This window comes from Flavihumibacter rivuli (assembly GCF_018595685.2).
Taxonomy (GTDB): Bacteria; Bacteroidota; Bacteroidia; order Chitinophagales; family Chitinophagaceae; genus Flavihumibacter; species Flavihumibacter rivuli.
The window spans coordinates 4,073,655-4,091,683 of the sequence record NZ_CP092334.1 but is presented as its reverse complement, the minus strand read 5'-3'; the positions used below and the strand labels follow the sequence as shown (position 1 = coordinate 4,091,683).

Below are 18,029 nucleotides of genomic sequence, written 5' to 3'. Positions count from 1 at the left end.
GTGTTCTTCCCCAATTACCACAGGCTCCGCTTCTTGCTGCTGCGGCCACCTAATCCCAGTGCGCCCAGCAGGCTTCGCGTGATGACATTGGCAGCAGTCCTGCCTACCTGCCTGGCCGCGGAACTATCTAACATTTCCTCAAGAATTGACTTTTCTTCCTTTTGGCTGCGGCTTGTTTTCTTCCCCTCTTCAGCCTCTTTCACGCCTGCTGCTTCCTGTAATTTGGCAGTCAACATTTCATACGCACTTTCGCTATCCACTACCTGGTTGTATTTCTTGACCAGCTTGCTATTCGATACCAGCGCATTGATCTCCTCATCGGAAAGGATATCCATCCGGCTCCTTGGCGCTACCAGCAAAGTGTGCACCAATGGGGTAGGGATACCCTTTTCATTCAGCATGGTAACCAGTGCCTCACCGATTCCCAAACCGGTCAACAAGGCATCTGTATCGTAGAACTCTGTTTCAGGGTAGTTCTCCGCTGTCTGCTTGATCACTTTCCTGTCTGCCGCAGTAAAAGCGCGTAATGCATGCTGCACCTTAAGTCCCAGCTGGCCAAGGACAGCAGCCGGAACATCCATAGGGTTCTGCGTACAGAAGAATATGCCCACGCCTTTTGACCTGATCAATTTGATGATGGTCTCGATCTGTTGCAGCAAGGCTTCGCTGGCTTCCTGGAAAATGAGGTGGGCTTCATCAATGAACAAGACCAGCTTGGGTTTATCCATATCGCCCTCCTCCGGACAAGAGGCATACAACTCAGCGAGCAACTGCAACATAAAGGTGGAGAAAAGTTTAGGCCTATCCTGAAGATCTGTTACCCTTAACACTGAAATAACACCCCGGCCATCATCACTGATCCGCATCAGGTCATCCACCTCAAAGCTCTTTTCCCCAAAGAACACATCCGCTCCCTGCTGCTGCAACTCGATCACCTTTCGCAGGATGGTACCAGTTGAGGAGGTACTGATCTTACCATAATCTTTTTCCAGTTCAGCCTTACCCTCATTGCTTACATATTGTAATACCTTGGTAAAGTCCTTCAGGTCGACCAGGGGCAATTGGCTATCATCGCACCATTTGAATATCATGGCAACAATCCCGGCCTGGGTATCATTCAACCCGAGTATCTTGCTTAACAGCACGGGCCCAAACTCACTAACTGTAGCCCTCAACCGAACCCCGGGCTGGTCGCTCAGGGAAAGCAATTCCACCGGATAGGCAGCGGGTTGGTAGCTCATGCCTAAATGCTGGTACCTTTCATTGATCTTATCATTTGCTGACCCTGCCGCTGCAATTCCACTCAGGTCACCCTTGATATCCATGAGCAGCACAGGAACACTGTTATCGCTAAGCACTTCCGCCAAAACCTGGAGGGTCTTGGTCTTACCCGTACCGGTAGCACCGGCAATAAGTCCATGCCTGTTCATGGTCTTTAGAGGCAACAGGATATCTGCTCCTGCAACCGGCTGGCCATCCAGTATGGCCACGCCAATTTTTGCGGAATCACCTTTAAAAGAATAACCGGTCTTTATAGTGTCCAGGAATTTTTGCTGATCAGCCATAGTATCAAGTTTACCTGTGAAAGTTATTGCATTTCAAAATTCATTCCCCTCCTCACCTGAAAATAAAAAAGGCTGTCTTCATAAAGATGACAGCCCTCCCAATCTTTTTGGATGTTTAGAGTTCTTCCTCACGCTCCAGCATCAGGATCGCGCTTTGCGGGACGATAAAATATTTCTCCCCTTCATACATCACTTCAGTTGCGCCACTCAGCAGGAAAATAGCGAGGTCCCCTTCTTTTGCCTGTAAGGGAATATATTTCACCTGTTCTTCGGGCTGCTTCCAGCTTTCATCCTCTGGCGGGGTGGGAATGGCATAACCGGGACCGGTCCTTATAACATATCCCTGCTGTACTTTCTCCCTTTCCTGGACCCCGGGAGGAAGGTACAAACCACTTTCAGTCTTTTCATTGGGCCTGGAGGGGCGGATCAAAACCCTGTCGCCAATTACGATCAGCTTCTTCAGTCTGTTATCGGGTGTGATATGCATAATTCAATAGGTTGAAGGTGCAAATTTAATTACCTGATCCTTTTCTAGAGTTAACAGGCCTTATTCCTGTCCTTTCCCCGGTCCGGCTTACTGCCCATCCGGACCGCCCAGGCCGCTTTAACAAAATATTAGTCACCGTTGGCGGGGCTGCTGAAATGATTTAATTTTATTTTATCCTAATAAATACTCAAGCTATGGATGAAAAGAAAGCTAAAATACTGTTGTGCGAAGACGATCAGAATCTTGGACTGGTATTGAAGAATTATCTTGAGCTGAACGATTTTGATGTGGTTCTCGAAAGGGATGGCCGTTTGGGCCTTGCCGCATTCCAACGCGAAAAGTTCGATCTCTGCCTGCTGGACGTAATGATGCCCAATATGGACGGCTTTACCCTGGCAGAAGAGATCCGTGATATAGATCCGGATATTCCCCTGTTCTTCCTGAGTGCCAAGACCATGAAGGAAGATATTATCCAGGGTTATAAACTGGGCGCAGATGACTATATCACCAAGCCTTTTGACAGTGAGGTGCTGTTGATGAAGATCAAAGCTATCCTCAAGCGCAATGAGGAATTGAACAAGGAAGTAGAGAACAAGGAGTTTGACCTTGGTTCCTTCCACTTCAACCCAAAGTTGCGCGAACTCAGCCATGGAGGCCAGACCCAAACCCTGTCACCCAAGGAAAACGAGTTGCTTAAAATGCTTTGCGAGCACATGAATGACCTCCTTCCCCGCGAGCAGGCCCTGAAAAAGATCTGGGGCAGCGACACCTATTTCAATGGCAGGAGCATGGATGTGTACATTGCCAAACTGAGGAAATACTTGAAGGAAGACAGCTCCATCGAGATCGTCAATATCCATGGCAATGGTTTCCGCCTGGTGGTGCCAACCAATGCCTGAAAATAATCGTCTGTCTTTTGCCAAAGCCAATGTTATTCCAACATTGGCTTTTTTAATTAATGAAACCTGAAGTACATATGTTGAAGATTTTCCGTAACCTGGCCATCCTTTTTGTAAGTTTTTGGACCATGGTCACTGGCATGTTGTTCACCGCATTGGTCAACTGGGCTTTCGACCTCTCCCTCCCGACAAGCAGCGTCCTGATCTATGGAGGAATAGGCGGAATCCTTTTCATTGGTTTTCCGCTCCTGTTGATAGCCGTCTTGTTGCTTAACCGGTTCAGGAAGGTCCTGCAGCACCGGATGAACCTGCTATGGGTGATCAGGGACCTGGTTTGGCTGAGAAGGATTTGATTTGATGAATGCATAAAAAAAGCGGGCTTTGTTGCCCGCTTTTTTCTATCCTCAAAACAAAAGGTTTTCTCCCCCCTTGCCGGCTGGTTTTTTACCCAGGTGTTCATAAGCTTTCGCTGTCACTTCCCTTCCCCTTGGGGTGCGTTGAATAAATCCCTCCTGGATCAGGAATGGCTCATATACTTCTTCAAGGGTACCCGCTTCTTCCCCAACAGCAGTGGCAATGGTGGTGATCCCTACCGGACCACCCTTGAATTTATCAATGATCGTAGCAAGAATGCGGTTATCCATTTCATCCAGTCCATGCTCATCTACATTCAGCGCCTTAAGTGCGTGCTGGGTGATGCCCAAGTCAATCTGGCTATCGTTCAGGACCATGGCAAAATCACGTACCCTTCGCAACAAGCCATTGGCAATACGGGGAGTACCCCTGCTTCGCCTGGCAATTTCACCGGCAGCATCGGTAGTGATCGGCGCATTCAGGAGACCAGCTGACCTTTCAATGATCTTCTGCAAGGTTCCAGACTGGTAATACTCCAGCCTCGACTTAATGGCGAATCGCGACAGCAATGGCGCCGTAAGCAAGCCGCTCCTGGTAGTGGCACCGATCAGGGTAAAGGGATTGAGGTTGATCTGTATGCTCCTTGCATTTGGCCCGCTATCGATCATGATATCGATCCTGAAATCCTCCATGGCAGCATAAAGGTATTCTTCCACTACAGTACTCAGGCGATGGATCTCGTCAATGAAGAGGACATCATTGGGTTCGAGGTTGGTCAGCAATCCGGCAAGGTCACCGGGCTTTTCGATCACAGGCCCCGATGTCTCCCTGATATTCACGCCCATCTCGTTGGCAACGATCCTTGACAAGGTGGTCTTTCCCAAACCCGGGGGACCGTGAAACAGCACATGGTCAAGGGCTTCGCCCCTGATCTTAGCCGCCTTGATAAATATCTTAAGGTTCTCGATGATCTGTGGCTGACCAGAGAAATCACTGATCTCCTTCGGGCGAAGGCTATTCTCGAACTCCTTCTCATTGGAGCCCATCGATTCCTTATCTGGATGCAAGTTTTGATTCAACATGAATGACTTTATTTCTTCACCAATACCACTCCGGCAATGATCAATATTACACCAATAATCTTTTCCAGCGTTATCTGCCGCAATGGGGCCCCCAGCCATCCATAATGGTCCAATACAAGTGAAGCAACCAGTTGTCCAGTAACCACCAAAGCAAAAGTGAACCCTACTCCAAGTTTCTGGTTAGCCCAGGTTATATACCCAACGAAGATCGCCCCGATCACACCGCCCAGCCAGGCATACCAGGGCGCCTGCCCAATATTTCCCAACTGCCTGAAGGTATAGGGCTGACTAACCATTACCAGTGAAAGAAGGCATACCAAGCCAACTGTGAACGATACCAGGGCCCCCATTACCGGTCCGCCTGTCAGTTTGCCCATCTTGGAATTCAACAAAGCCTGGATGGGAATCAAAGCCCCCACAACCAAAGTAGCCAAAGCCATCGTCCATTTCATCCTACAAAATTTTAGCAAAACTAGGGGCTAAAGGCAGCAAATTTGTTTGCATATACAAATATATTTGGCATATCTTTGTTAACGTGAAGACTTCAGAAAGTAAATATTGCCAGTGCATGTATTTCGCCAGCAGCGCCCTTGCCAGGAAGATGGAGAAGCTGGCACTGGAAAGCTGGAAGAAGGTTGGACTTTCCCCTAGCCACGGTTACCTCCTGATGCTGGTAATTGAGGAACCCGGTATCCAGCCGGGTACCCTTGCCGACGAACTGCAATTAAGCCCAAGCACGGTCACCCGCCTGATCGAAAAACTGGAAGAAAGAAAACTCGTGGTCAGGACGACTGAAGGGAAAATTACCAATGTTTTCCCTACCAGTGCTGGAAAGGACATTCGGTCGGCGCTGAAGGAATGCGCTGAACATTTCCATCACACTTATGCTTCCATCCTTGGGGCAGAAGAAAGCGCCCGGTTGGTTCAAAACATTAACCGCATCACTGATAAACTTAATCCCTGAGGGACAAAACCTTTCCATTCTAGGATCAGCACCCGGGACTTACTTCTGTAAGAGGTAATGCTATGGATAGCATGGGCTGAAGGTCTTCCTTATGATCGAAAAAACTGAACGATGATTTGTCGCCAACAGTGCAAGGTCAACAATGCAGAACATTTGGTCAACCAGTTCTTCTCTTTATTGTTTAAAACAAACAATTCAATGATATGCGATATAAACTTTTAGGAAAATCAGGACTCAAGGTTTCGGAACTCTCCCTTGGCACCATGGGCTTTGGGCAGGAGTGGAAATGGGGTGCGGACAAGGAGACCTCATTCAAGATTCTTGAAGCCTATGCTGCGGCGGGAGGAAATTTCCTGGATACGGCTAACCGTTATACCGAAGGAACCAGTGAAAAGATCATTGGGGAGTTCATGACCGCCCATGACAGGGATTACTTTGTAGTTGCTACCAAGTATAGCCTGTTCGACAACCTTACCAACCCGAATGCTTCCGGCAATAACCGTAAGAATATGATGCGCAGTGTGGAGCAAAGCCTGAAGCGATTGAATACGGACTATATCGACCTCCTTTACCTGCATATCTGGGATAACCTTACCACGATAGATGAAGTGATGCGCGGATTGGATGACCTGGTAAGGCAGGGAAAGGTCAACTATATTGCCATCAGCGATACACCGGCCTGGATCATTAGTCGCGGCAATACCCTTGCAGAACTGATGGGATGGAGCCAGTTTGTGGCCCTGCAGGTGGAGTACAGCCTTTTGCAGCGAACCCCGGAAAGGGAATTGATCCCAATGGCCAAACACTATGGCATGACCGTTACACCCTGGGCACCCCTGGCTGGAGGCGCGCTAACCGGCAAATACCTGAAGGGTGACAGGGGGAGGATCCCTGATGGAAGCAAGCGATTGAATGAAAGAAGCGTTGGCATTACCCGGAAAGTGATGGAGATCTCGGAGCAAACTGGTGTTCCGGAATCACATGTTGCATTGAAATGGACCATGCAGCGCGGATTTTCCTCCATACCCATCGTAGGGGCAACAAAACTTTCGCAACTCGAAGAGAACCTTAAAGCGATCTATTTTGAACTCAGCCCAGAGCAGATTGCGCAATTGGATGCCGTAAGTGACATTGAACTGGGATTCCCCGGCGATTTCTTCAAGGAAGAAGGAGTAAAATCAGTAGTGTATGGAGGGTTTTATGATAAAATAGAACACAGGCAACCATAAATAGACCATAAAAAAAGCGGGACCAATTGATCCCGCTTTTTTATACCATGTCTTGAAAACTTTATTTAGGTTCGATCACCATTAACACCGTTCCGCGTGCCGGCAAGGTGACTTTAATACCGCCACTTGCAGCTGCACTATAAGCCGGAATAGAAGTGTAATTGGTTGGTCCACCTACACTACCCGGAGCTGGTCCACGGCCATTGATGAAAACAGATCTTGAAAAATCACCATTGTCATTGCCCGGAGTCAGGTTGTACCAATAATAGCGGGCGCCTGCTTCAAAATATTCAGGCTTGATCTCGATGTTGATGGCTGCACCGGATTTATTCACCATGGTAACCCCCAGGTGACCCGAGCTAAAGGATGATGCATGCGCATATACATTGGAGTTAGAATAGGTAGTCCTGATCAAACGGTCACCTAGGAATCGCTTGTACATTTGCATGTAATAGAAGGCAGGTCTTGGCTGCCAGGGTGCTTTCACACCATTCTCATCCCCGAAATAGAACATACCATAGCCGTTGCGGTCATCCCACTGGTCAGCCAGGCTCCAACGGGCAGTCATGGCAAATTTATTCTTGATCAATTCATTGATGGCAAGTATTGCATGGGCACCATTTACAACAGATTCGCGCTGTCCGGAACCCTTAGCACCGATATTCCACTCGTTAACAGCAATGGGCTTAGGGGTAGTACCAGTAGCCTTGAATATATCCACCATATGGTCTCCCATTTGCTTTGATTCAACACCGGCTGATTCAATGATAAATCCTGCGGGTGAATTTGCTTCGAAGGTGGAATAATAGTTATGGATCACGTAATAATCAGGCAAGTTATTCAGCGCTTTCAACACCTTTTCGTTCCAGGTGATCTCAATGGCTGGCGATATGCTGGGACGAGGCTTTTCCACCATCACAGCACCAATGAAAATGGTCTTGCCAATTTCCTGCGCAGCCTTGCGCATAGAGTCAGCAAATACCTTGAAATGGGCGCCATACACTTCAGGTGTAATGATAGCAGGCTGGCCATCCTTGTTGGTGGTTTGGTCGATCCGGTAACCTGCTTCCCAATAGCCAAAGTTCTCCTGGCCAACTTCCCAATATTTGGTGCGGCCATTATCGTACCGAACCCAATCAGCAGCATAATGGGCTGCAACCTCAACCGGTTTCGCCCCTGTACCGTAACGGGCATAGCCATAGTTAACCGTGATCATACCCTGGGCTCCGGTCTGCTGCAGTACCCTGTAATAGTTATCAAGGGAAATGGAATAATCAAAATTATTCTTACCTACCAGGTAGTTCCGCTCGATCGGCGTTCCTTCAGCGGTCACCAGAACTTTGGGAACATCGGAAGGAATAGTGGAAGGAGTAGCATTCCAGAAATACTCGTCGGCAATGTTACCGCCGGGGAACCGGAGGAAACTGGGCTGCATGGACTGCAAATGCCCCATCAGGTTGGGTTGGTCAACCACTTGCGACATCAGGGAATGCAGGTTATCGCCAAAGACATTGCGGGAGATCTTGCTCTCGATCCGGTACCTGTTCACATTGATGGTTAATTCAGTGGAGGATGGTATTGTTGTGTCAACAAAGGCCGGGGCAGTAAAATTGCGGGAAGCCCAATCCATAAAAAATCCCTGCGTAGCCGTTGTTTCCGGATCTACAGGGGGCTTACTGGTATCAACCGGCGGTTCACCACCACCATCATCACTCTTACTGCAAGAAGGTAAAGTTCCAATTGAAATGACCAGCGCACAACCGGCAATTAGATTACGGATTCTCATGTTCGTAATTTGTTATTGAGATAAGCGATTTAGACAAGGTTCTGCTTGCTTGGTAAAGCAGGTTTTTGTGAGAAGAACCCGGCTGGATAGGATATAAGAATAACGCTTCAAATATATAAAAAACCTATCAGAAACAATAGTAACTGCATCTTTTTATTAAAACACAAAAAATTGATTTTCAACATTTTAAAAAGAAAACAGGATGCCATTAGGAAAGAAACCGCTCGTTTTCCCGGAAAATACCAGTTGGGGCCATACGAAAAAGGGGCCCCTCAAATTGAGGGGCCCCGCTATCTATCGCTTGCCCGAAAGATTATTTAGCCCGCACACTAACAGAAACCCTCCTGTCCTTGATACGATCGGCTTCAGGTGCATCAGCTGGGTATTTCGCGAATTCGGAACCATAGCCTTCAGCTCCATCGATCTGGCTACCCACACCCGCTGCTTCCAGCGCCGCTTTCACAGCCTGTGCCCTTTCCCCTGAAAGTTTTTTATTTGCGGCCTCATCTCCTACCTTATCGGTATAACCCCCGATCTTGATCTTGGCATTGGGATAGGCTTTCAGTATCTGTACCAGGTTGTCCACTTCTTTCCTGCTTTCAGGAATGATCTCGGCAGTACCGAATTTGAAATTGAGGTCATTAAAGTCGAACCAATTGTCCTTGCCGGGTTTGGCATTGGGATCATTGAGGAAGGTAACCAGCAGGTCTTCGATACCCCCTTTGTAGGCATCCAGCTCAACCCCGTTAGGCAATTTCACTTTCAAAGATTCCTTTACCGGGGCCACTACTTCTGCTTTCGGCGAATCTACCACAACAGCTGGCACTTCAGTTGTCACAGCCTCCTTGTGCTCACCTCCCCCACAACCTTTCATCAGGTATAGCAACAAACCAACACCCGCTAGCGCCAATAAAACTGGCCATAACCATTTTCCACCTGAACTGGCCTGCTGTTCCACTTCATGGTGAACGGCTGAAGCGGCACTGGTTGCTTTTCCTGCCCAGTCTCCAAGGATACCGGAAAGGTTAAGTCCCGATGGTATGGCATTCAGGATACTATTCTTCTGGCCACTCAACAAGGACAGCAATCCACCCGCATTTAAACCGCTATCAGAAGAATGTTTACCCAACACCCCCAATGCCAAAGGTGCCACCATACCTAAAAGCGAAGCCGCAGAAGAACCTTTGATACCTGCAAAACTGGAGATAAGGTTGGCAATACCCCCGGCCTTCGAACCAAAGATCCCCTGGAGCATACCCGGAACGCCTTCAGGGATGCCCCCACCTCCACTCAGGAAATTACCGGCCAGGTTACCCAGGATACCGCTTCCGGCAGCCTGCTTGGCCAGGTTAAAAATTGCATCTGCTCCGCCGCTTTCGGCTTTCTGGGTAATTCCACCCAAAACAGTCGGGATCAATCCACCCAAAGCTTTGGTAACGGAAGAATCTGATTCACCCAGGAAGGAAGAAGCCTGTGAAACCAGGTCAGGGGTAAGAAATCCTTTTACTGCATCTAGAATGTTGAATGACATACAAGTCCCTTTTTAGTTAGTTAATAAATCCACAGGAAATGGACGGTAGACTTGCTACATTCAGACCTTAAGGATGCACAATATATATTTATTTTTAAATATATTTATTTTTTTGCATAACTATTTTCAGGAAAGGACCTAACGGGATTGACTAACCGAGTTTATATACTGATTCAGGTTGAGGACCAGGTCAGGGTCCGGGCTATTGGCCAGCCAGTAATCTTTTTCTGTGTTCCGGCATACTCCCGGGTAATCGCCATCATGCAGGCCGATATCTTCAATCAACTGGAAATGTAAATGCGGCGGCCAATACCCATTTTCAACGGGCTGGCCGAAATGGGCGATCTCCTGTCCACGGTTCACATACTGCCCTGTATTCAGGTGCTGGATATCCTTCAAGGCAATATGGCCATAGAGGGAATAAAATGCCTTTCCTTCCAGTTGGTGCAGCAGGATAAGGGTGGCCCCATAATCGCCCAGCCGGTCATTGAACGCAAAACTGTGAACCATACCGCCCATGAAGGCATATACCGGAGTCCCGGGTTCACCCCAGATATCTGTTCCCAGGTGCAGCCTGCGGGCTTCGCCTTCCCCATCAAACAATTCACTCCTTCCGTACATCCCCCTTAATTCCCCATACCCTCCTATCAGGTACTTGGCCTGCTTTTGAGCTCGCAACCTATCCATGTACGCAACAAAACGATCGGTATCGAGGCTTTCTTCATAAGGAAGTTCACCTCCTTCAACAGAAAGGTTCAATGGCATTAACCTGTCGCTGAACGGATCGAAATCAACCACCGGGTGAAAACCTTCCCGGTACTTGATCAGCAGGGAATCTAAACTGGCTGTACTCATGATGCATGCTTTCAACCTTTCAAATATAACGCAACGGTTTGCTGTGGGAATTTTTATTGGTAAAGATGTATGGCTTTTTTCCAATGGGTCATCGGAATGATTATTTTTAAATACCTAACTACCGATTGCTTATGAATCTTCCCAAACCCCGGTTATCCTTCTGGCAGATCATTAACATGAATGTCGGGTTCTTCGGCATCCAGTATAGTTTTGGTCTCCAGCAGACTGCCATTAACCCACTTTACACCTTCCTGGATGCAAGGCCTGAAGACCTGCCCATCCTTAACCTGGCAGGTCCCATGACCGGGCTACTCATCCAACCTATCATCGGGGCCTTGAGCGATAAGACCTGGCATCCCAGGTGGGGAAGGAGAAAGCCCTATTTCCTGATCGGGGCCATCTTTTGCAGCCTTTGCCTTTTTGCTTTTCCATTTAGCAGGACACTTTGGATGGCCGCCGGACTTTTGTGGATCCTCGATGCCGCAAACAATACTGCCATGGAGCCTTACAGGGCATTCATAGCTGATAAGCTTGACAGCAGCCAACAACCCATGGGCTTCCTGACCCAGAGTTTCTTTACCGGACTTGGCATTACGCTGGCTAACCTCTCACTAGGATTCTTCAAGTCTGTTGATGCACTAAACGGCAAATCACCCGCAGGCATACCTTACTGGGTTTATGGATCATTCTTTGTAGGTGCAGTCTGTTCTATTGTATCTGTACTTTGGTCTGTACTGAAGACCCCGGAGATCCCCCCAACAGCGGAAGAACTAAGACTCCTGAGGGAAAGAAAAGGCGGATTGTTTGAACCATTCCAGGAGATCATCCATGCCATCAAGGATATGCCCAAAGTGATGTGGCAACTTGCGCTAGTTTACCTTTTCCAATGGTATGCCATGTTCTGTTACTGGCAATTTGTTTCGCTCAGCATAGCCAAATCCATTTTCAACACTACGTCTACTGGTGAAGGTTATGAACAGGCCGTGGTGTTAGCAGGAAAAGTAAATGGCTTCTACAATATCGTCACCTTCCTTTCAGCTTTCGGACTAGTATGGCTTACAAGGAGGATCAATGCGAAATATGTACATGTGATCTGCCTGCTGATGGCCACTTCTGCCCTGCTCATATTCCCACACATCCAGAATCCCTCACTCCTGTATGCCCCCATGATCGGCTTCGGTATTGCATGGGCCAGTATGATGGGGGTACCCTATATCATTGTGGTGGGCAATATCCCTAAGGAAAGGTATGGGGTTTATATGGGCATCATCAACATGATGATCGTGATCCCGATGATCCTGCAAACCCTTTCCTTTGGATGGATCTATAATAATTTCCTGGGTAGCGACCCCAATAAGGCCATCAGTTTTGCTGGCATCCTGCTGCTGCTTGCCGCAATAGCCACACTCAGGATAAAATCAAATACCAAGGCATCAGCCAATATTACACTGCCCTCAGGAGGAGGACATTAGCATGACAACTATGACAAGGGAAAAGGATTATATAGCATCAATTGAATTGCTGAGAAAAGCTTCCACACCATTTGGTTTCGTAGCCAGCGTGCAGGAACATGACAATTACAAGCGGGTATGGACCAGGGACGGTACCATCATCAGTTTGGCAGCATTGCTCACGGCAGACACGGAACTAGTCAATACAGCAAGGCACACAGTCCAAACCATCATGGACCACCAGCATCCAACAGGGTTCATGCCCTCCAATGTTGCACCAGATGGCAAGGTAAGTTATGGCGGAACGGTGGGGAGGGCAGACAATCCCAGCTGGGCGGTGATCGGCCTCTGCCAGTATACTTTGTTCACCGGTGAACAGGAGCTAGCAGACCAATACAGGCCACAGGTCGAAAAATGTTTTTCGGTTATGGATGCCTGGGAATATAACGGCAAGCACCTCTTGTATGTTCCCCAAAGCGGTGACTGGGCGGATGAATATATTCAACACGGATATGTGTTGTTCAACCAACTACTCAGGGTATGGGCATTGCAGCTGGCAGCAAGGGTATATGGCGAAGAAGTCTGGCTGGAAAAAGCAAGACAGGTCATTACCGTGATCCAGACGAACTTTTGGAACAACCAGGATGCAGCCAACCTTTATGCCCCTAACCTAAAGCACCAGTTGGAAAAGGCACCACTTGATTTCTGGTTCCTGGGTTTCAACCCGGCAAGGATCTATTCCCAGTTCGACCTGCAGGCCAATGCAATTGCCCTGTTGCTGGGCATTGGTGACCACCAGCAGAATGCGACACTGCTGGAATTAATTGAAAGTTTTTTTGGCAAACAACAGGACATACTACCGTCATTCTTTCCAACCATTGACTGGAATGATCCTGATATGGCAGAACTCAGGAATAACTATGCCTATAGTTTCCGTAATAAACCCAATGAATTCCATAACGGTGGCCTGTGGCCGGTTTGGAATGGATGGATGGTTGCGGCACTGGAGGCACATGGCCACCAAAGAATAGCCGGCGCTATAACAGAAGCTATTGCAGTGGCCAACCGCAAGAACAATTATGAGTTCAATGAATGCCTGCATGGCGAAACCCGGGAACCGATTGGTGTACCTTATTGCACCTGGAGTGCCGCGGGTTTCGTGATCGCCAAGAACTATCTTAAAGGAAAAAGATTCTTCACCCAATAATTAATTATGCAACCCGCTTATGTACTTGCCATTGGCGAAGCATTGATCGACGCAGTATCAACCCAATTTGTTGATGACCTGTCACAGGCCAGGGCATTGGACTTGAAACCAGGTGGTAGTCCGGCAAATTTCTGCCGTTTCCTGAATCAACTGGGAACAAATTCTAAACTGGTAGCCGCTGTTGGTAAGGATGGCATGGGTTCCATAATCCTCCGGGATATGGATGAGAAAGGCATTGACACTTCTGACATCCAGCTGCTGGAAGACCATGCCACCACCATCATCCTGGTGGGCAAGAGCAAAGGCACACCCGATTTTATCGCATACCGCGGCGCAGACAAAGAGATACATGCCATCAGGCATTCCCTGGTTGAAGAATGTTCAATTATCCATACTACCGCATTCGCATTGAGCAAGGAACCGGCCAGGCATTCCATTATGCATGCTTTACAACAGGCTAAGGCAACCGGGAAGCAGGTCAGCATTGATTTCAATTATGCGGAAAAGATCTGGGGAAAGAACAATGATGCTGAAGATATCTTTACTGCCTTGCTCTCCATGCAACCACTATTGAAATGCAGCATGGATGATGTTGAACGATTTACCGGCAAGCCACTTTCAGAACATGAGGCCAGGGAATTCCTGGGAAGCTACAATACAACGGTGACCTGTCTTACCTGTGGCAGTAACGGGGTCTGGTTCAAGACAATGCAGGACGACTGGAAACATGCCCCGGCCGAACCTGTGCAGGTGGTAGACAGTACCGGTGCCGGGGATTCTTTCTGGGCAGGCTTTATCCATGCATGGATGCAAAGGCAACCGGTTCAGGAATGCATTAAAAATGCCCTGGCTACGGCTGCATTGCGTCTCCAGGGCAAACTATGATCGTTGACAAATCTGTCAATTAGCTGTTTTCTTCATCCAGGCCTGCATGGCCAGGTAAACTCCATTGGTCCAGCCAAAACCGTCCTGTGCGGCATACTCGCCACCACCGGCCGGAAGGTCAATATTCATCACATTATACTTCTCCATCAACTTCCCGGTCTCCTTGTACACCTTTTCATTCAATTTCATCCAGCGGGTGCATATATCCCTGGCCATTCCCCTTTGCCCGCATCGGTCAAGTGCCACAACAGCCATCCACTGCAATGGAGCCCATCCATTGGGAGCGTCCCATTGCTGGCCTGATTGCTGCTCAGAGGTCACAATGCCACCGGGCTTCAACAGCTTATCCTTAACAACTACAGCCGATTGATTGGCCAGCATACTAAGGAAGCCCTGGCGCTGGGGAAAAAAGCAATAAGGAAACAATCCTGCCGGTGTAACCATCCCTGTTGACTTTCCTGTCCTGTAATCCACGTCAGTATAGAATTTCAATGATTTGTTCCAGCAATATTTATCTACCGCCACCCTTCTTTTTTCCGCCCTGGCCTCCAATTGCTGGGCCTTTGATGCATTACCTCCCACCAGGTAAGCAGTGGATAGTACCATTTCCAGTTTATACAAAAGGCTGTTCAGGTCAACAGGAATATAATAGGTCGTTTGGATACTGGTTATATTCTTCCTGTCAGCAAACCACCTGCTGCTGAAATCCCATCCACTCGCTGCCCCCGCACGAAGATGCTGGTACATTTCAACCTTGTTCCGCTTTGACAGCCTGGCTGTTTCAACATCTTCGCGGTAACTCTCCTGCCTGGGTTCGCGGCTCTCATCCCAATAACGGTTCAGGATGGTACCATCCTTCAATTTCACCACCGCTTTAATAGCCGCACCAGGCTTAACAACTGTTTCGCCGTCCATCCAGTAGGCATACTCTTTTTCCAGGGCCGGCAAAAACTCTTTGTAGGCACCATCCCCTTTGATGGATGCCAACAATTCCACCATCATGGCAAAAAAAGGCGGTTGAGAGCGGCTTATATAATAGCTGCGGTTGCCATTGGGTATATGGCCGTAGGTATCGATCAGGTAAGCGAAATTCCTGACCATACTTTCCAGGATCTCATGTTCACCACTTTCCTTCAACCCTAACATGGTGAAATAGGAATCCCAATAATAGATCTCCCTGAACCTTCCTCCCGGGACGATGTAAGCATTGGGTAAAGGAAGCAGGGAAGAACCTTTCACAGGCAGGTCGGCTTCCCTTCTCAAAACCTTCCAGAGTTTATTGATATGGGTGGTAATATCCTCTGCTTCGTCTGTCTTGTATTGCTCTGCCGGATTCACCGGAAGGTCGAAATTCTCTTTAACAAAAAGTTCCAGTGAGAACCTTAGCGCCGGGTTCTTTTTTGCGGCCAGGTAATCCTTCACGATCTCTGACGGATCCCTTTTGGGAATACAATCCACAAAGGTCTTACCATCCGGGAATATCCTTGCTTCCTGTACATCACGGAAGAGTTCACCATAGACCTGGTCAGGGGTACCCACCTGGGCAATTACTGACCAGGAAGAAAAGACCAAAGCTCCAATCAACAAGACTTTACGCATAATTTCCCTTTCTATTTTCAATCTACAACTATTTGACCGTAAAGGTTTTCTTTTCAGGCCCAACACCTGTTATAGTAAGGCTTTTCCAGTGCTTAGGCAATACAGATTTGGTTTGCACCACTCCTTTTGGGGTGATCTCCAATCCACCAAAACCCATCAATACACTTTGGATGATACCACCTGCCCCTGTCGCAAAATAAGGGTTCGTGCCGCCCTTTGTCTCAGCGATCACCCGGAAGGGTGCATTCAGGTTGGGCAGGTAGGAATCCTTGAACCAGTAATAGGCCTTCTCCTGGTCACCTAACCTGGCATAGAGTGTTGTGAACACCGCCTGCGTCATAGCCGGCGTACCTTCATTCGGAACCCTTTGCTCATAATATTCAAGATCCTTCCTGACAGCCTTGGGATCAGTGACTTCCTTCAAAGGATAAGACAACAGGTTGACATCTGCCTGCTTGATCCCTTCACCATTGTAAGTGGCGTGTTCACGCGTTACCCCATCAGGGAATTTAAGGATGGGGATATTGCTGGCCACCACCATCCAATCAGGATCAGGTGCCAGACCCAATAGTTTGGCCGCTTCAGTGGCGTAAGAGAGGTTGGCTTTTGCAGCTGCATTAGTGAAGGCGTTATTATCAACGTTCTCTGCCCACTCATCAGCAGCTACGACATTTTTGATATCATACTTACCCGAGCCATTCCTTTCCACCCTGCTGGCCCAAAAATCAGCGGTAGCTGATAAAATAGGCCAGCCCCTGTCCCTGAGCCATTGCTTGTCCTGTGTTACACAATAGTAATTCCAGGCAGCGATCGCCACACAGGCCGTGATATGGTGCTCAAATGGACCACTAAGCGCCCAAACAGGGGTTTCTTCCACCCCGGTCTCCGCACTTTCCCAGGGGAACATGGCGCCTTTGAACCCTTTTGAGAAAGCATTGCGCTTGGCGGCGTCCAGTCGCTGAAACCTGTACTCCACCATGCTTTTGGCCAGCTCCGGATGCATCAACAATACTGCAGGGTACATCCACAATTCGGTATCCCAGAACACATGCCCATTATAACCTAAACCACTCAAGCCCATGGGTGAGGGGGAATTAGCCGTTCCTTCCCTTGTGAAAGAGTAAAGATGGTATAACATGCTATGGATGTCCTGCTGGGCCTGTTCATCACCACCAATGGTGATGTCACTTTTCCATAATTCATCCCAGGCTTTTTGGTGGAACTGCAACAACCTGTCACGGCCTTCCAGTTTGGCATAAATGGTCAGGCGCTCTGCTTCATTCAAAGGATCATCGTGGTGGGCGGAGGTAATGGAAGAACCGGCTACGGCAAAACGATAGGTCTGGCCGGCCTTTAACTTCTTGGCAAATTTCACCAGGTGCATATTATTGTCCCACATCTCATGGATCACCCTTGGCTCTTCCCCATGGTGTTCCTCAAATAGAAAGGTATTGGAAGCACACATCAATAATTTACCCGTAGGGCTTTTTGCAGAGGAAGTCAGCAGGCTCAGCACCACATGCGGGCGGTCGATCTCATTGTAGTAATTCTGCACATCCCTTAATGCATCCGGCGCTTCCATGATACTGGCCGCATGGATGGCGATATCCTTCTTTGGCGTTATAGCAACATCCATCAATACCGTGAAGGGCAAATGCCGAAGGGAATAATAGGTATAACTCACCGTTGCCTTGTCGGCATAATCGAAGGATGCAGTGAAAGCAGCCTTCCGCATATCCAGCGACTGGCGGAAATTGGTAGCTGACCTTGCATCCATTCGCCTGCCATCGATATCCAGGGTCATGTTCAGGAGATTGAAGCTCCGGAGGAAATTACTCACCCTGCCCCTGCCATACTGGTCGTAAGCGCCGGCCAGCACCACATCCTTTACCTTGAATGGTTCAGGGGAAGAAACGATCCCGATCATGCCATTGGCAACGGTAATACCATAGTAGTTGGATGGATCAATATTGCGGGCTTCTATTACCCATGGGTCTATCGCCTGGGAATGGGCAGGGCCCGCCCAGCATTGCCAAACCAGGAGCAACAGTAAAACGTTAAACTTCTTTTTCATAATAAGATTATTTGAGCTAATTCATGGAAACCTGGTCATGTTATCTGATGGAATGATAAAT

16 protein-coding genes are annotated in these 18,029 nt (G+C 48.3%); 7 read left to right on the top strand and 9 right to left on the bottom strand.

All coding sequences use genetic code 11. The features are described from left to right. Positions 1-14: 14 nt before the first annotated feature. Positions 15-1,565: a helicase HerA-like domain-containing protein gene (locus KJS94_RS17330; protein WP_214449186.1), complete on the bottom strand. Its 1,551-nt coding sequence runs from the start codon at positions 1,563-1,565 to the stop codon at positions 15-17. A 115-nt stretch (positions 1,566-1,680) separates the two neighbouring features. Next, entirely contained in the window at positions 1,681-2,052 is a 372-nt protein-coding gene (locus tag KJS94_RS17325; protein WP_214449187.1) for a co-chaperone GroES, read from the bottom strand. Positions 2,053-2,246: 194 nt separating this feature from the next. Here KJS94_RS17325 and KJS94_RS17320 point away from each other — a divergent pair, with 194 nt between their 5' ends. Continuing rightward, positions 2,247-2,951 (top strand): response regulator transcription factor, encoded by a 705-nt coding sequence (locus tag KJS94_RS17320; RefSeq protein ID WP_214449188.1) that lies wholly within the window; start codon positions 2,247-2,249, stop codon positions 2,949-2,951. Between the two features lie 77 nt (positions 2,952-3,028). After that, positions 3,029-3,304, top strand: coding sequence for a hypothetical protein (locus KJS94_RS17315; RefSeq protein WP_214449189.1), 276 nt, complete (start codon positions 3,029-3,031; stop codon positions 3,302-3,304). 51 nt (positions 3,305-3,355) lie between these two features. Here KJS94_RS17315 and ruvB read toward each other — a convergent pair whose 3' ends face one another. Next, a complete protein-coding gene (ruvB, locus tag KJS94_RS17310; RefSeq protein WP_214449190.1) occupies positions 3,356-4,387 on the bottom strand; it encodes a Holliday junction branch migration DNA helicase RuvB in 1,032 nt (343 codons plus the stop codon). An 8-nt stretch (positions 4,388-4,395) separates the two neighbouring features. Then, positions 4,396-4,839 (bottom strand): DMT family transporter, encoded by a 444-nt coding sequence (locus KJS94_RS17305; RefSeq protein WP_214449191.1) that lies wholly within the window; start codon positions 4,837-4,839, stop codon positions 4,396-4,398. Between the two features lie 83 nt (positions 4,840-4,922). Here KJS94_RS17305 and KJS94_RS17300 point away from each other — a divergent pair, with 83 nt between their 5' ends. Together KJS94_RS17300 and KJS94_RS17295 are read left to right on the top strand one after the other, a co-directional pair. Next, positions 4,923-5,351: a MarR family winged helix-turn-helix transcriptional regulator gene (locus KJS94_RS17300; RefSeq protein ID WP_214449192.1), complete on the top strand. Its 429-nt coding sequence runs from the start codon at positions 4,923-4,925 to the stop codon at positions 5,349-5,351. A 203-nt stretch (positions 5,352-5,554) separates the two neighbouring features. Further along, positions 5,555-6,580 (top strand): aldo/keto reductase, encoded by a 1,026-nt coding sequence (locus KJS94_RS17295; protein ID WP_214449193.1) that lies wholly within the window; start codon positions 5,555-5,557, stop codon positions 6,578-6,580. Between the two features lie 61 nt (positions 6,581-6,641). Here KJS94_RS17295 and KJS94_RS17290 read toward each other — a convergent pair whose 3' ends face one another. The 3 genes from KJS94_RS17290 to KJS94_RS17280 all read right to left on the bottom strand — a co-directional run bounded on the left by KJS94_RS17290 (position 6,642) and on the right by KJS94_RS17280 (position 10,752). Continuing rightward, positions 6,642-8,366 (bottom strand): alpha-L-arabinofuranosidase family protein, encoded by a 1,725-nt coding sequence (locus KJS94_RS17290; RefSeq protein WP_214449194.1) that lies wholly within the window; start codon positions 8,364-8,366, stop codon positions 6,642-6,644. A gap of 313 nt (positions 8,367-8,679) precedes the next feature. After that, positions 8,680-9,897 (bottom strand): OmpA family protein, encoded by a 1,218-nt coding sequence (locus KJS94_RS17285; RefSeq protein ID WP_214449195.1) that lies wholly within the window; start codon positions 9,895-9,897, stop codon positions 8,680-8,682. Positions 9,898-10,035: 138 nt separating this feature from the next. Continuing rightward, positions 10,036-10,752: a peptidoglycan DD-metalloendopeptidase family protein gene (locus KJS94_RS17280; RefSeq protein WP_214449196.1), complete on the bottom strand. Its 717-nt coding sequence runs from the start codon at positions 10,750-10,752 to the stop codon at positions 10,036-10,038. A 131-nt stretch (positions 10,753-10,883) separates the two neighbouring features. On the opposite strand from KJS94_RS17280, the gene KJS94_RS17275 reads away from it, so the two are divergent. Genes KJS94_RS17275 through KJS94_RS17265 form a run of 3 tightly spaced genes read left to right on the top strand, consistent with a single transcriptional unit; the run spans position 10,884 to position 14,295 of the window. Further along, positions 10,884-12,224, top strand: a complete 1,341-nt coding sequence (locus KJS94_RS17275) for an MFS transporter (RefSeq protein ID WP_214449197.1) — start codon at positions 10,884-10,886, stop codon at positions 12,222-12,224. A gap of 10 nt (positions 12,225-12,234) precedes the next feature. Next, positions 12,235-13,410 (top strand): amylo-alpha-1,6-glucosidase, encoded by a 1,176-nt coding sequence (locus KJS94_RS17270; RefSeq protein WP_214449198.1) that lies wholly within the window; start codon positions 12,235-12,237, stop codon positions 13,408-13,410. A gap of 6 nt (positions 13,411-13,416) precedes the next feature. Beyond that, complete coding sequence (locus tag KJS94_RS17265; RefSeq protein ID WP_214449199.1) at positions 13,417-14,295, top strand: carbohydrate kinase family protein; 879 nt, start codon at positions 13,417-13,419, stop codon at positions 14,293-14,295. A 15-nt stretch (positions 14,296-14,310) separates the two neighbouring features. On the opposite strand, the gene treA is transcribed toward KJS94_RS17265, so the two are convergent. Continuing rightward, positions 14,311-15,894 (bottom strand): alpha,alpha-trehalase TreA, encoded by a 1,584-nt coding sequence (gene treA / locus KJS94_RS17260; RefSeq protein WP_214449200.1) that lies wholly within the window; start codon positions 15,892-15,894, stop codon positions 14,311-14,313. A 28-nt stretch (positions 15,895-15,922) separates the two neighbouring features. Continuing rightward, positions 15,923-17,968 (bottom strand): kojibiose hydrolase, encoded by a 2,046-nt coding sequence (locus KJS94_RS17255; RefSeq protein WP_239804208.1) that lies wholly within the window; start codon positions 17,966-17,968, stop codon positions 15,923-15,925. Between the last annotated feature and the right edge of the window lie 61 nt (positions 17,969-18,029).

Excerpts from the sequence above, each read along its gene's own strand:
- KJS94_RS17290 (WP_214449194.1), bottom strand. The coding sequence starts at position 8,366 with ATGAGAATCCGTAATCTAATTGCCGGTTGTGCGCTGGTCATTTCAATT.
- KJS94_RS17255 (WP_239804208.1), bottom strand. The coding sequence starts at position 17,968 with ATGAAAAAGAAGTTTAACGTTTTACTGTTGCTCCTGGTTTGGCAATGC.
- KJS94_RS17265 (WP_214449199.1), top strand. The coding sequence starts at position 13,417 with ATGCAACCCGCTTATGTACTTGCCATTGGCGAAGCATTGATCGACGCA.
- KJS94_RS17275 (WP_214449197.1), top strand. The coding sequence starts at position 10,884 with ATGAATCTTCCCAAACCCCGGTTATCCTTCTGGCAGATCATTAACATG.
- KJS94_RS17320 (WP_214449188.1), top strand. The coding sequence starts at position 2,247 with ATGGATGAAAAGAAAGCTAAAATACTGTTGTGCGAAGACGATCAGAAT.
- KJS94_RS17325 (WP_214449187.1), bottom strand. The coding sequence starts at position 2,052 with ATGCATATCACACCCGATAACAGACTGAAGAAGCTGATCGTAATTGGC.
- KJS94_RS17285 (WP_214449195.1), bottom strand. The coding sequence starts at position 9,897 with ATGTCATTCAACATTCTAGATGCAGTAAAAGGATTTCTTACCCCTGAC.
- KJS94_RS17295 (WP_214449193.1), top strand. The coding sequence starts at position 5,555 with ATGCGATATAAACTTTTAGGAAAATCAGGACTCAAGGTTTCGGAACTC.
- ruvB (WP_214449190.1), bottom strand. The coding sequence starts at position 4,387 with ATGTTGAATCAAAACTTGCATCCAGATAAGGAATCGATGGGCTCCAAT.
- KJS94_RS17315 (WP_214449189.1), top strand. The coding sequence starts at position 3,029 with ATGTTGAAGATTTTCCGTAACCTGGCCATCCTTTTTGTAAGTTTTTGG.
- KJS94_RS17305 (WP_214449191.1), bottom strand. The coding sequence starts at position 4,839 with ATGAAATGGACGATGGCTTTGGCTACTTTGGTTGTGGGGGCTTTGATT.
- KJS94_RS17330 (WP_214449186.1), bottom strand. The coding sequence starts at position 1,565 with ATGGCTGATCAGCAAAAATTCCTGGACACTATAAAGACCGGTTATTCT.
- KJS94_RS17280 (WP_214449196.1), bottom strand. The coding sequence starts at position 10,752 with ATGAGTACAGCCAGTTTAGATTCCCTGCTGATCAAGTACCGGGAAGGT.
- KJS94_RS17270 (WP_214449198.1), top strand. The coding sequence starts at position 12,235 with ATGACAAGGGAAAAGGATTATATAGCATCAATTGAATTGCTGAGAAAA.
- treA (WP_214449200.1), bottom strand. The coding sequence starts at position 15,894 with ATGCGTAAAGTCTTGTTGATTGGAGCTTTGGTCTTTTCTTCCTGGTCA.